This is a genomic window from Paenibacillus sp. NPDC056933, from assembly GCF_042674385.1.
Classification (GTDB): Bacteria; Bacillota; Bacilli; order Paenibacillales; family Paenibacillaceae; genus Paenibacillus.
Map to the genome: position 1 here is coordinate 2,754,700 of NZ_JBHUQN010000001.1, position 14,296 is coordinate 2,768,995.

Here is a 14,296-nt window from a genome sequence, read left to right on the forward strand (position 1 = left end):
TGCCTCAACTCTTCCATGGTTGGAATCATTCATGGAGGTGTATGATGAAAAGGAAGTCTTGGTACACATTGGTGGTAACGGGTGTTGTTTCTTTGTTCTTTTCGGTAAGCGCTTTCGCAGGGTATGTGTTCTGGGAACCGTTAAGCTACTTCAACTCAAGTACGTGGCAAAAGGCAGATGGTTACTCTAACGGAGGAATGTTCAACTGTACCTGGAGGGCCAACAATGTTAATTTCACAAGTGATGGCAAACTCAAGCTGGGCTTGACCAGTTCTGCTCTCAACAAATTTGATTGCGGGGAATATCGCTCCACCAATAATTACGGGTACGGCTTGTACGAAGTCAGCATGAAACCTGCCAAGAACACAGGCATAGTCTCCTCCTTTTTTACGTACACCGGGCCTGCTCATGGCACACAATGGGATGAGATTGATATTGAATTTTTGGGAAAAGACACCACCAAAGTCCAGTTTAATTATTATACAAACGGGGTTGGTAATCATGAGAAGATTATCAATCTCGGCTTTGATGCATCACAAGGGTTTCACACCTATGCTTTCGACTGGCAGGCAGGGCATATCAAGTGGTACGTTGATGGCGTATTGAAACACACTGCAACCAGTAATATCCCGAAAACACCTGGTAAAATCATGATGAATGTATGGAATGGAACCGGGGTAGATAGCTGGTTAGGTCCCTATAACGGAGCGAATCCATTGTATGCAGAATACGACTGGGTTAAATATACGAGCAATTAATATACAGTCATCGCAAGCAGCCGTTTAACGGCTGCTTTTGTTTTGTGACAGCGCATAGTTGTATTTATTTAATATAGGTATTCAATTTCCAATATCCTAAATTAGTGCAATAAATGTTGCAAAATTAGTATGGGCATTAATATCATTCCTTCATTATTATTAATCTGTAAGCAACATTACATAGACTGGGGGAATTGAGTTGGACACAAGTAAAAAGAGACGAATAGGAAGTCTGGTATTGGTAGGTGTTTTGTCCCTGTCAGCGCTCCTGAGTGGATGCAGCAGCAATGGGGGGAGTAAAGAGGCAGAACCGACCACTCCAGCTAAAGCTTTGGAGCTTAAAGACGGGAAGTATGACCCTCCGGTGACGATTAGTTACTTGCGGCCTTGGGGGCCAGACGTCAAATTCAAACCAGGCGAAGACCAGGATAACAACGTTCATACCAAATGGGCCAAGGAAAAGCTTGGAATCGAACTGAAAAATCAGTGGATATCTCCATCCACCAACAATGCCTTCGAGACAAAGCTGCGTCTGTCCCTTGCATCCAATGCGGAGATGCCTGATATTATCTCGTATCGTGGAGAATTCAATCTGGTACGTGAATTGATTGAATCCGGAAAGTTTGTGGATGCAGGCGAGTTATTTGATACGTATGCGAGCGATACATGGAAAAGTGCTGTAAATGAAGATCCTTCGGTATGGTATCCATATATGCAGGATGGCAAACGAATTGGTATTCCTATTCTGGATTATGCCTATAACGGTGACCCAGTAATGTGGATTCGTGAGGATTGGCTGAAGAAATTCAATCTGAAAGCACCCCAAACATTGGATGAGCTTGAAGTAATCATGGAAACGTTTACGAATCAGGACCCGGATGGAAACGGAAAGAAGGATACGTATGGACTGACCATCGGCTTCAAGAACTGGCTGAACACATGGATGTCTGAAGCCGGATGGGTCTTTGGCGCATATGGTACGATGCCAAACCAATGGAATCTGACGAAAGAAGGAACGTTGGAATACGGTTCCGTGACACCAGGAGCGAAACAGGCGCTGGAAAGATTGCAAAACTGGATGGGCAAAGGCTACATACCGGAGGAAGCAGGCGTATATGATGAAACGAAGGCTGCCGAAGAATTCACTGCTGGCAAGGCAGGGATTGTGGTTGGCCCTCACTGGATGCCGTCTTGGCCGCTGGAGGATGTGAAGAAAAACAATCCAAACGCGGAATACAAGGCTTATCCTATTCCTTCCGGTCCTGACGGTCAGGCCGGCAGACACGGTACATCGAATGGAAATGGCGTAGTACTCATCAACAAGGACATGAAGAATCCGGAAGTCTTTTTCACTTATCAGAACGAACTCTTTGATCATTATGCTAACCCCAAAGAGGGTGATGAGTTTGAATTCGGATTTGCCGAAGGATATGATTGGGTTATGGTGGACGGAAAACCATCAACCGATGCAAGTCTAACAGGCGGTATTGCTCCCGAGAAATACACGTTGACCTTTGACGGAGCGCGGATTCCAAGTCTGAGCATGACTACATTGGCGAAGCTCGCAAGCGGTGAAGCTCCAACGACGCCTTTTGAGAGAAAAATCAAATCTGGCGTACCGACACCGATGCTTGATGCAGCCAAGATTGTTCTGGATCAAAAGGATATTGTTTTCAATCAGATGTTTACAGGCGCACCTACGATGACCATGCAGATGAACAATGACATTTTAACGAAGATGGAAAAAGACACCTTCTCCCAAATCATCTATGGCAAAACCTCTGTTGATGCGTTTGATTCATTTGTAGAAAAATGGAAATCCTCTGGTGGGGACCAAATTACCAAAGAAGTAAACGAATGGTACCAATCCGTGAAAAGCGGAAAATAACAATGGGTAGGTCGATGAATATATTATTGCGGCTCCAATATCAAAAAAGCATTGCGGGAGAAATTCTCCTGCAATGCTTTTTTGAACAAATGGGAAGGGGTAGGGTGCCAGAAAATAAGCTTTGAATCAAAGCTTTGAAACAAAGGCCAGTTCATTTATACAGGCAGTTTTTCCCGATATTCTTGTGGAGTAACATCATAGAATTTTTTGAATACACGGATGAAATAGGCGGTATTGTTGTAACCGACCAGTTCGGCGATCTCAAAAACTTTGGTTGTGGACGTACGTAAATAATATGCTGCCTTTTCCATTCTTAATCGGTAGACATATGCAGTAAGCGCTTCTCCGGTCTCCGCCTTATACACCTTGGACAAGTACACAGGATGCAGATGCACATGGTCGGCAATTGCAGGCAGCGACACGTCTGATGCCAAATGCAAATCCACAAAACTTTTAACGCTGCGAACAATGGTGCTGTGGTTGTCCTTCAGCTCTTGATCAGCGTCATCACGTATGTAATGGAGGGTACGGATAGACCATTCCTGTAATTGCTGGGCGGTAGAGTAAGTGGGAGCTTGAAAGTAGCGATAAGATTCCATTGGCAGTACAGCCGAGATCTGCTTGCCGTTTTTATGAATAATGTAGGCAAACGCACCAGCCAAGGCATAATACACTTCAATCGTTGACTCGGCGATATCATGCTGCTCGCCCGAATGCAGCAGTTCCTCAAAAATAACTTCGATTTTTTGATCAACATCCTCAAATCGTCCTGCTTCCAACAGGCTAATTAACGTTGGCGGCTTGTATAGGGATCTGATGGCAGGAAGAGGATGGATATCCGTTTCATCTGAAGCTGTCACGAACAAACCCTGAGTCTGTCCCATTCGTTTGCGCATAGACATAACCGCACGTTCATAAATCTCTTCTATTTCATAAGGGAATTTCCCCCAGTTGGACACGGAAATGGAGATTGCACCCTTCAAATACGACTGCACATTCGTTTGAATCTGAGCCGCATAATGCTCAAGCAACGTTTGAGGCTTCTCGTCCTTCTTAAGACTCATCTTGCTTGCAGGCTTCATCGTGACCAGGACAACAATGTAATCGTGAACATCCCGTGTATGCCAAATATGAAAATGACCCTGCATTACTTCGCTGATGATATTACAAATGGCATATTCCATCAAAGCAAGGTCGCTCTGTGCCATCTCGGACAGATGTTCCTCCATGCGAATGACCAGCATACCGAGATCCTCCCCGACGGAATAGGGTAGTTCCAGCAAATCAAGCTTCTCTGACAGCGTCTTCTGATCATAGATTTTCCCTGTCAGCAACTCATGCAGCATCGTGGATCTCAGCAATGGCAAATTATCCTGAAAGACGTGCAGGGCCCTTTGGTAAGAAGCAGCCGATTCCCATTTTTCCTTGATTCGGTTGACGACGCGCTGGACCGATTCGATGAGATCTTCATCACTAACAGGCTTCAGCAAATAATCAAAACTTTCCTGAGCAATCGCCTGCTTCGCATATTCAAAATCAGCGTGACCGGATAATAGAATAGTTTGCACATGCGGCCATTTTTCGTGGATGGCTGTAATAAGTGCAATACCTGACATCTCGGGCATGCGTATATCTGTGATAACAATGTCAATGTCGTGATTTTCCATGATTTCGAGCGCCACCGCTCCGGATAATGCTTCATGGACGGTGCCGATCCCGCAGCTTTCCCACGGAATCGTTTCGGCTAGCGTCTCCACAACTGAACGTTCATCATCCACAAGCAATAATTGCAGCAAGGTAGTTCACCTACTTATCTGTATTCTCGTGCCATATGATATTGACTTTAACGCCACCTAATGAAGAGTGATTATAGGCCAGTCCTGCCGCCTCACCATACATAAAGGACAATCGCTGATGTACATTCCAAGTACCGCAACCCATATCCTCATCGAGCGGTTTAAGCAGATCAGATTTCAGTTGATCCAACTGTTCATCAGTCATGCCAAGTCCGCTGTCTTCCACGGTAATGGTATACACATCGTCCTTGCAGTCGGCATAGATTCTGATCTCGCCATCCTCGGATCGGGGCTCAAGACCATGAATAATAGCGTTTTCAATGATCGGCTGAAGTGTCAATCTGGGCACTGTTTTATCTAAAATAGCATGGGGCACGTCAATTGTAAAATGCATTCGCTCCAGTCTAAGGGACTGAATCTCCAGATAATTTTTGACCATGGTCAACTCTTCACGAATGGTTGCCAGGTCTTTTTCAGACCTAGTTATGTACCGATAATATTCTCCCAGATTAAGTGCCATGGCAACTACAGCTTTTTCATTTTTCATCCTCGCCATATTTTTGATATAAAACAGGCAGTTATACAGGAAATGGGGATTGATCTGGGATTGCAGCTGTTTTAGCGTAGCTTCTCTACTTCTTAATTTCTCCTCGTATACATTTTCAATCAGCTCCTGAACTCGCTGCGCCATGATGTTGAAACGGGCAAACAGCAGGCTGAATTCATTGCGGGCCGTGTAATTCAGGCGAACGGAAAAGTCCCCGGTGGATAAGCGGTTCGTTCCTCTTACAAGTTGGAGAAGAGGGAGCTGCACGCTTCGATAGAGTGTATACAGAACTATAACGCTCATCACAATCAGAACAGCAATTGATGCATAGAAGAGATTTCGACTGCTTGTAATTGGCCTCAGGATTTGCTGCATCGGCACATAGTCCACATAATACCAGCCGAGGCTTTTGGATTGTATGTACGAGACATAATACTCCGTTTGATTCAGTGTGGTTGTGAATCCTCCATTGGCCTGCAACTTTGTATCTTTCAGCGAAGACTCGATGGCTTTCAGTGTATCCATTCCGGAGCTGTTGCTGATTAAGCCATAATCAGGATGAAACATGAATGGATCACCTTTGTTATTTAGTTTGTTTTGATTGAGCAGAGATACTAAATGGTGAACCGGAAAACTGATTTTGGTAATTAATTTCGCTTTATCAGGTTTGGCCATCGCAGTCGTCGGATCAGTCGTGTGCCAGATAAAATGATTGTCGGCATAGGTCCAGGATTGCGACAGCGGTTCTGTAAATTCATTATCTCTGTATGGAATGTAAGCATAATAATCGGTTGATATCACTTTTTTCATTCGGGGGAAGTACAGGGTAATGGTCGAATGCCATTTACTTGCTGCATTATACAGATTCATCTTCTCCAGAATGGCACTCCCCACTTTGACACGCTCATAAGGAACATCTTTATAGTCCGGGCGCTGATATTCCTGAATGCTGGAATCCTGTCCGATCGACATTCCGTAGAGAGACAATTGGTAAATGTTGGATTCTACAGAGTCGGCAAACGTTGATAGATGATTCATGGTGTTGTTCTGGATTTCATGTTCAATGACTCGCACACTTTCTCTGTTCGAGTAGGTGTAGAGGAACAGCACCAGAATAAGCAGCATCACAAATAACAACGTAATTTTGGTAAATACATTCAAACGGCTGAGCAAAGTGAAACCTCCCCAATCTCATTAAAATAGTGATATCGTTGTTGCAATATTAGGATATAGATTGCAAATTTCGATTGCTATAATTTTAATATACAAGTTCACGATGACTTGTAAAATACAAATTTATAGACATGGGGGATGTAGGGGTGAAGGAACATACTTTAGAAACGACGCACAAGCGGCGTCCTGCCAGGGTGAAGCAGCGCTGGAACATGCAAAGGAACTGGACCTTGCATATGATGCTCGTTCCGGCTGTATTGCTGGCACTGGTGTTTCAGTACATACCGATGGGTGGCATTGTGATTGCTTTCCAGGATTTTAAGCCATACCTTGGATTTTCAGAGTCTAAATGGGTAGGGTGGGATAATTTTAAATATTTGTTTTTATATCCCGATGTAGGTCAAGTGATCTGGAATACGCTGGTGATTGCTTTTTTCAAAATTGTTGCAGGGCTTCTTGCTCCGTTCTTGTTTGCCATTTTATTAAACGAAGTACGTCTGGTTGCATTTAAAAGAGTGAGTCAGACGCTTGTATATCTGCCGCATTTTCTATCATGGGTTATCCTCGGCGGAATTTTGCTCGATATTCTGTCACCGCAAGGGGGCATGGTCAACCAGCTGGTCGTTGCATTTGGAGGGGAGCCTATCTTTTTCCTTGGAGATGGAACGTGGTTCCGGATCACACTCATTGTCAGTGACGTCTGGAAGGAATTTGGTTTCGGGACAATTGTGTTCCTGGCTTCTCTATCAGGGATCAATCCTGCGCTTTATGAAGCGGCCGAAGTGGATGGGGCCAATCGGTTCAAACAAACGCTGCATATTACGATTCCGGCATTGATGCCAATTACGATTGTACTGATGACTCTTTCCATCGGCAATATTCTGAATGCCGGCTTTGATCAGGTATTCAATCTGTATAATCCACTCGTTTATGACAAAGGGGACATCATTGATACCTTTGTATATCGACTGGGGATTTTAAACGGGAAAATGAGTTTTGCCACAGCAGTAGGATTGTTTAAATCGGTTGTCGCTACAATTCTGATTGTCGTTTCGTATAGAATGGCTTACAAACTGGCCAATTATCGAGTTTTTTAGAGAGGAGAAAAGGGCTTGTATTACAAAACTAGAGGATATCGAATATTCAGCATCGTTAACTACACGTTTCTTGGTATTTTATCATTACTCTGCATTTTGCCTATCATTCATATATTAGCTGTTTCTTTCAGCAGTATGGCGCCCGCGTCCTCCAATCTGGTCAGCTTCTGGCCCATTGGTTTTACAACCGACGCTTATGTAAAAACGTTCGGAAATTCGAACTTTATTAACTCCCTTCTCGTATCTGTCAAGCGGACAGTAATTGCTACCGTCATCGGTATGGTCATCATGCTGATTACAGCTTTTCCGTTGTCAAAGGAAGATATCAGTTTCAAAGGGCGTTCATTGTACACCTGGTTTTTTGTTTTTACCATTTTGTTCAGCGGTGGATTGATTCCCAGTTATATTCTGATACAGAAGCTGGGTTTAATGAATACGATCTGGGCGCTTATTCTGCCGGGAGCTCTGTCGGTATGGAACGTCATTCTCATGATGAATTTCTTCCGGGGATTGCCCAAAGAACTTGAAGAAGCCGCCTATTTGGATGGGGCAGGCCATATCAAAACATTGATTCTGGTATACGTTCCATTATCGCTTCCGGCAATCGCTACACTATCCTTGTTCACCATGGTATATCAGTGGAATTCCTGGTTCGACGGCATGATCTACATGTCTGATATTAAAAATTATCCACTCGCTTCCCTGCTCCAAACGATCATTGTTCAGCAGGATCTCAGCAAAATTAATGTGGATCCTTCTATGCTGGAGAATATCTCGCAGCGAACGGTACGCGCAGCACAAATTTTTATCGGTGCACTTCCAATTCTGCTTGTCTATCCATTTCTGCAACGCTTTTTTGTCAAAGGTATCGTTATTGGGGCAGTTAAAGAGTAGAACAGCAAGGCACTAAAAACAGAGCTGAGGGAGGATGTAAGATGAGAAGAGGATTAGCAAGTATGGTTGCAGGGTGTTTAGTGGCTTCACTCGTTTTGCCAGCATTCGCTGGAGCAGAACGTTTACAGGGACAAGTGGGGACGGGGGACTTGCAGGCGAAAAGCCTGCAATCCTCTGTTCCGTATAAAGACCTCACGGGACACTGGTCACAATCTGCTGTTATGCGGATGCAAGAGCTGGCTTTACTGCAAGGGTACACAGACGGTACGTTCAAGCCAAATCAGGTGATTAGCCGGGCTGAATTTGTTTCGATTCTGGATCGGGTTTTTGGCTTTGCAGGCGGACCGTCCAAATCATTTGCAGACATGGCAACAGAAGCTTGGTTTTATGATGCGCTGACACGTGCAAACGCTTCCGGGATTATACAGGGAACAGATCCTGACCATCTGTCTCCTGATGAGCCGATAACCCGACAGGATGCAGCGGTCATGGTGGATCGTGCATTCCAGCTTTCGACGGATACCGAAAAGGAAAGCGAACTGTTGAAGTTTCATGATGCGGATAATGTCTCCAGTTACGCTAAGAAAGCGCTTACTTATCTGGCGAGTGAACATATTATGAAAGGATACCAAGGCAAATTAAATCCCAAATCCCCGATAACACGCGCAGAAACGGCAGGGCTTTTGTCCGCCATGATTGCGAATGTCGAAGCCTCTCCTGGTACATATGAGTCCCGGGTGGATGGCAACTTGATTGTACGAGCATCCAATATTACCTTGAAAAATACAGTTGTGAATGGGAACTTGCTGCTTGCAGGGGGAATTGGGGATGGCTCCGTTGTGCTTCAGGGGGTCACTGTAACTGGAAGTGTCATAGTGAAAGGTGGAGGCAGTCATTCGATAGACATCACCAACTCCAAGCTTAATCGCATCGTCATTGACAAACGCGGGGAACCTGTCCGAGTTGCCATTTCGGAGAAAAGCAATATTCAAGCTATGATTGTCATGCAGAAAGCCATCGTAGAGTTGTCTGAAAATAGCTTGATCGATTCCCTGACCGTTCTTCAGAAAGCGCATCAGACCCGGATTGATACGAAGGGTAAAATTAAAAATCTAAGTGTGGATGCGAGCGATGTTGTGATCAATGGCGAGAAAGTAAAATCAGGATTGCGCACATCCATGACGGGAGAAGAGGAACAAGCCACTACATCTCAGCCTGGCAGTTCAACGAATGCGGGCAATGCCCCAATACAATCTGCTCCGGGCGGACAAACGCCAACAACACCAAGTAATCCGTCGGGTGAAAAACCGATTCCTGCAACAACGATTCCCCATGATCAATGGGATCTTGTCTGGAATGATGAATTCAACGGTTCGGCCATTGATTCTTCCAAATGGACGGTGCAGGATACCGGACTGGTCTACAACAATGAGTTGCAGTACTATAGTCCAGATAATACGCGCATTGTAAAGGATCAAAATCGAAGTGTGCTGCAAATTGAAGCGAAACGCGACCAGAAGAACGGTAAAGATTACACCTCTGGCAAACTGATTTCCATGGGGAAAGGCGACTGGACCTACGGCAAGGTGGTTGTACGTGCGAAGATTCCTGTAGAAAAGGGCATGTGGCCAGCCATATGGATGATGCCGACAGATGAAGCGCATTATGGAGGATGGCCTGCTTCTGGAGAAATTGACATTATGGAGCTAATCGGTGGGAAAGAGAGCAGCAACAAGGTATATAGCACATTGCATTATGACGCTGTGAAGCCTGATGGTTCTCATGGACACAATCAGGGCAGCCTCACGCTCCCGGAAGGACAATCCTTTGCTGACGATTATCATGATTTCCAGGTGGAGTGGCTTCCAGGCATGATTCGTTTCTATGTGGATGGCAAGCTGCATCATGAAGTGACCAACTGGCAGACAAAGGCTGCGGGTCAGCCGGAATATTATACATTTCCAGCACCATTTGATCGTCCATTTTATCTGATTCTGAATTTGGCAGTTGGGGGAGACTGGCCGGGGGCGCCGGAAAGCGTTTTTACTTCTGAAGCGATGAATGTTGATTTTGTGCGTGTCTACTCATACAAAAATTTAAACCAATGGCCTGATGTTACTACGAATCCAATTGAGCCTGAATCACAACGTGAACCACAAGCCGATGGAAATCAGATCTATAATGATCAGTTTACGGAAGGTTCTGCTTCCAACGGTGTTCCTCTTCAATGGCAGTTCATTACAAACGCCGGGGGAGCCGGTGAGGTCACCGTTGTTGAAGATGAGCAGAAAGGGGAAGCGGCTAAGGTAAGCATTGCGCAAGCCGGAACTGAGAATTATTCGGTTCAGCTCACACAGATGCCGATTTACGTCAAGAAAAACAAAAAATACAAGATACAGTTTGACGCCAAAGCATCGGCTGACCGTACGATCCGTTCCAAAGTGACCCAATTTGAAAAAAGCTGGACGAATTATTCAGGTGAACATTCCTTTGACCTGACGACAGATTGGAAATCGTACGAATATACATTCAACATGCGGGATGGCTCCGATAATAATGCCAGATTCGAGTTTAATTTAGGAATGAATGACAAAACCGTTCTGATTGCCAATGCTCGACTGATCGAGATCGGGGAGGCTGATCCGTTGATTGCGGAGCGCAAAGCACTGCCTGATGGCAATTTCATCTTCAATGGAACGTTTGATCAAGGCAAGGAACGTCTGGGATTCTGGTCCAGCAGCATTCAGGAAAGTGCTGCAGCCAAGATTAGTGTAAATAACTTTTCGAAATTCCCGATCATGGAGCGCCAACTGGTTGTTGATGTGACACAAACGAATGGTGATCCTGAGCAGGTTGTGGTAGCCCAGCCGGATATGAAGCTTGAGGCGAATACAACATACGGCTTCTCCTTTGATGCTAAGGCTGATACCCCACGGAGCATGAACATGGATCTGATCAGCGCTGACGGACATTCCGTTCAGGTCCATCAGGGCCAGAATCTTCAGCTTGGACAGGAGATGAAGACGTATACCGGAGAAATCATGATTGGCGAGGGCGTGTCCGCCGTAAATGCTGAGCTTAGACTATTGTTCGGAAGCTCCAAGGGCACAGCTTATGTAGACAATGTTCGTCTGACGAAACGCGGCAAACCTGTATCGGTCAATGGCTACGCACACGTGCCTGCAACCGAAGCATGGAATATGCAAGGCTTGCAGCTGGAGAATTCCGACGAAGGAGGCAAGCATGTTAGCTACATGGATAAAGGTGATCTGCTGCAATACAAGATCGATGTAGCGAACGACGGCGTTTACGCCCTGTCTGCCCGTATGGGAAGTGGAAAAAGCGATTCTAGCGTTCGTTTCAGCATCAAAGACGAACAAGGGATCATTGTTGCACAATCGGATCTCAATCTCGGGGATACAGGTGGATGGCAGAGCTACAAAACAGTATACTTCCCGGCAGTTTCCTTGGCGGCAGGAAAGCAATATTATATTGATTTTGAAGGCGAGAATTATAATACTCGCTGGGCGGATATTTCACAGAATAAAGTTCAAAATGGAGAACTTGCAGCAGACGGCAATCATTGGGATCTGATCCCGAATGTTCTGACAGCAACATATGCAGAGAATGCCGGCATGACGATTGAATTGCCGGACACAAACACGAATTGGTGGGATGCCTTGCTGCAACAAAGCCAGATCGGTCTTGAGGCAGGCAAAACGTATCGGCTTACATTTGAAGCATCGGCATCCAGTCCCAAAAAAATGCAAGCCGTTGTGTCGCAGAGCTCAGGAGAATTCAAGAAGTATATGGATCAGGAAGTAGAGCTAACCGATAGCAAACAGCAGTATGCATATACATTTACCATGGGCGATACCGCGGATGCCGCAGCAGTGCTTGCATTTGGCTTGGGTTCTCCGGCAGCCGGCCCACATAACATTTCTATCCAAAACGTGCTGTTATTTGAGGTTAATCAGAACGCAGAACAAGGGGGGCAACCTGTACATGTCAACCTGATCCCGAATGGCGACTTTGCAAAAGGTAGCGAAAGCTGGTTTAAACACGCGGATGGAAACGCCGAAGATCTTGTGATTAACGTAGCGAACCAGCAGCTGAAAGCCCAGATCGGTCAAGCAGGGAACAATCCGTGGGATCGACAGGTTATTAATGAAGGCTTTGGGATGCAACAGGGTTATAAATATAAACTTACTTTCAATGCCAAAGCGGATAAACCACGTAAAATGGGCATTGGCATCGGCTGGGTCGACGTTCCAGCAGGCTACGCTTGGCACGGATTCTTTGGAGAGCGAGTGGACCTGTCCACAGAGGAACAGGAGTATACCTACACGTTCGAAGCAACTGAACCAAGCTATACGAACAGCCGAATTGTGTTTGACATGGGTAACATTGCTGGAGCCCTAGACGGTAACACAACGATTACGTTGTCTAATGTTAGTTTGATTAATATGGGGCTTGCCAAATAACCTATGACCCTATTTGATTAAAAGTATCATTAGGAGTACGATATAAAACTCAAACTAAAGAATAGAAAGCTATTTCGGGGGACATCCACAGTCCTGTGGAATAGCTTTTTATTTTTTATAAAACAAAATGTGACCAAATGCCGTCCGTAAAAGTGTTAAGGATATAAAGGAGGGCAAAACAACCATGCAGCCATCAGTGCCCAAGCCGAGCGATCATGTGATGAACATCTATGAGACATACGCAGATACGCTGTTCCGGATTGCCATGGTGCACCTCGGCAGACGAGAGGATGCGGAGGAAGCGACTCAGGATACCTTCATCAAACTTATTGAAAAAGCCCCCACGTTCAACGATGCAGAGCATCAAAAAGCATGGTTGATTCGGGTAATCACCAATCATTGTAAATCCTTGTTAGGCAGAGGCTGGCGCAAACGGGAAGTCAAGCTGGAGGGTGTAGAGCCGCTCATGACGGATAACCCCGAAGATCAGGCTTTGATTGAGCTGGTGCTGTCATTGCCTGTGAAGTATAGAGCGGTGGTTCATCTATATTACTACGAAGATTATCCAATCCGAGCAATCAGCGAGATTCTGCAGATTAGTGAGTCAGCGGTAAAGATGCGTTTACAGCGGGGAAGACAGCTGTTAAAACTGGAGCTTGAAGGGGAGGAGCACCCATGAACGAAGAACAATTCAAACAACAGTACAAGAAAGCGGTGGATCATATGAAAACAGACGATCAAATGAAAAAACGGGTAGAGCAACGGCTGAATACACAGCATCAACAACCTAAACGCCAGCGCAAACCGCTATATATCGCAGCAAGCGTCGTTGTAGCTGCAAGCATAGGGCTTGCTGCACCAAACGTATGGCAGCAATGGAATAACCCGATAGTACCTGAGACAGAAGTGGCAACGAATGGGACAAATACTCCGAACGGATCATATGATCCGGTTGTCATTCCGAAGACCGAATTGCCGAATGCGAAGGGCAAGGGTGTCATGGCTGACATGATGCAACTGGTGGTCTATCAGGGTAACGTCTACACGCAATCGGCTACATCGCTTGAAGGTGCAGATGTGCTTGCCTTGCGCGGGGAGAAGCTCGGGACCACGACCGGAGGCATCGATGAGTTCAGCAAACAGGATGAGTACAAGGAACTGGCTTCCAATATTGGCGAGGCAGATATCTTTGCGGTAAATGGTTACGGCACAGATTTTCGCATTATGTCCTATACCGAGATCGACGGGCAAGTGTATGCCCAGTTGTTCGACAAGACTAACGATATGACAATCAGCAGAGGTGCTGACCTGATTGGCAAGTTGAATATTGAAGGCCACATCACTTCGGCAAAATGGGAGACCTTTGATAGCTGGAACAACGGATTGCAACAAATGCGACAGCTACCGGCAGACAAATCCCTTAACAACTTCATCTCGGCGATATATGAGGCGAAACCGATCGCAACGAGCCCTGAACTGGAAGAAAGTCTTTACAGTAAGGAAGATCGCAAGATGATCTACCTGACGCTGGAAGACAAAACCCAGGTTTCATTGTTTCTGTTTGGTGAAGGTTTGGTACGTTACGGCAATGTACCGGCATTTCTTAAAGTTGATCAAGGTGCCTTCCAATCCTTCTGGAACAGCCTGAGCGAATAAAAC

Annotated in this window: 9 protein-coding genes; 7 read left to right on the top strand and 2 right to left on the bottom strand. The window is 45.5% G+C overall.

The genetic code is table 11. The annotated features are described in order from the left end of the window. The first annotated feature begins 44 nt into the window (after window positions 1–44). Together bglS and ACFTRD_RS12300 are read left to right on the top strand one after the other, a co-directional pair. Window positions 45–758 carry a beta-glucanase gene (gene bglS, locus ACFTRD_RS12295; protein ID WP_379381336.1) on the top strand — a complete coding sequence of 238 codons (714 nt, stop codon included), beginning with the start codon at window positions 45–47 and terminating at the stop codon, window positions 756–758. Window positions 759–957: 199 nt separating this feature from the next. After that, the gene (locus ACFTRD_RS12300; RefSeq protein ID WP_379380140.1) at window positions 958–2,646 is read left to right on the top strand and encodes an extracellular solute-binding protein; all 1,689 of its coding nucleotides are present in this window, start codon (window positions 958–960) and stop codon (window positions 2,644–2,646) included. Between the two features lie 155 nt (window positions 2,647–2,801). On the opposite strand, the gene ACFTRD_RS12305 is transcribed toward ACFTRD_RS12300, so the two are convergent. After that, window positions 2,802–4,442: a response regulator gene (locus tag ACFTRD_RS12305; protein WP_379380142.1), complete on the bottom strand. Its 1,641-nt coding sequence runs from the start codon at window positions 4,440–4,442 to the stop codon at window positions 2,802–2,804. A gap of 10 nt (window positions 4,443–4,452) precedes the next feature. Further along, entirely contained in the window at window positions 4,453–6,162 is a 1,710-nt protein-coding gene (locus ACFTRD_RS12310; RefSeq protein WP_379380144.1) for a sensor histidine kinase, read from the bottom strand. 146 nt (window positions 6,163–6,308) lie between these two features. Between ACFTRD_RS12310 and ACFTRD_RS12315 the strand changes: the two genes are divergently transcribed. From ACFTRD_RS12315 to ACFTRD_RS12335, 5 genes are all read left to right on the top strand, one after another. Next, on the top strand, window positions 6,309–7,259 hold the full coding sequence (locus ACFTRD_RS12315; RefSeq protein WP_379380146.1) for an ABC transporter permease: 951 nt from the start codon (window positions 6,309–6,311) through the stop codon (window positions 7,257–7,259). Window positions 7,260–7,274: 15 nt separating this feature from the next. Beyond that, window positions 7,275–8,153: a carbohydrate ABC transporter permease gene (locus ACFTRD_RS12320; protein ID WP_379380148.1), complete on the top strand. Its 879-nt coding sequence runs from the start codon at window positions 7,275–7,277 to the stop codon at window positions 8,151–8,153. A gap of 41 nt (window positions 8,154–8,194) precedes the next feature. Beyond that, the gene (locus ACFTRD_RS12325) at window positions 8,195–12,637 is read left to right on the top strand and encodes a carbohydrate binding domain-containing protein (protein WP_379380150.1); all 4,443 of its coding nucleotides are present in this window, start codon (window positions 8,195–8,197) and stop codon (window positions 12,635–12,637) included. A 184-nt stretch (window positions 12,638–12,821) separates the two neighbouring features. Next, window positions 12,822–13,316: an RNA polymerase sigma factor gene (locus ACFTRD_RS12330; protein WP_379380152.1), complete on the top strand. Its 495-nt coding sequence runs from the start codon at window positions 12,822–12,824 to the stop codon at window positions 13,314–13,316. Next, window positions 13,313–14,293 (top strand): hypothetical protein, encoded by a 981-nt coding sequence (locus tag ACFTRD_RS12335; RefSeq protein ID WP_379380154.1) that lies wholly within the window; start codon window positions 13,313–13,315, stop codon window positions 14,291–14,293. The genes ACFTRD_RS12330 and ACFTRD_RS12335 overlap by 4 nt, the downstream gene beginning before the upstream one ends. The last annotated feature ends 3 nt before the right edge of the window (window positions 14,294–14,296 follow it).

Excerpts from the sequence above, each read along its gene's own strand:
- bglS (WP_379381336.1), top strand. The coding sequence starts at position 45 with ATGAAAAGGAAGTCTTGGTACACATTGGTGGTAACGGGTGTTGTTTCT.
- ACFTRD_RS12325 (WP_379380150.1), top strand. The coding sequence starts at position 8,195 with ATGAGAAGAGGATTAGCAAGTATGGTTGCAGGGTGTTTAGTGGCTTCA.
- ACFTRD_RS12330 (WP_379380152.1), top strand. The coding sequence starts at position 12,822 with ATGCAGCCATCAGTGCCCAAGCCGAGCGATCATGTGATGAACATCTAT.
- ACFTRD_RS12335 (WP_379380154.1), top strand. The coding sequence starts at position 13,313 with ATGAACGAAGAACAATTCAAACAACAGTACAAGAAAGCGGTGGATCAT.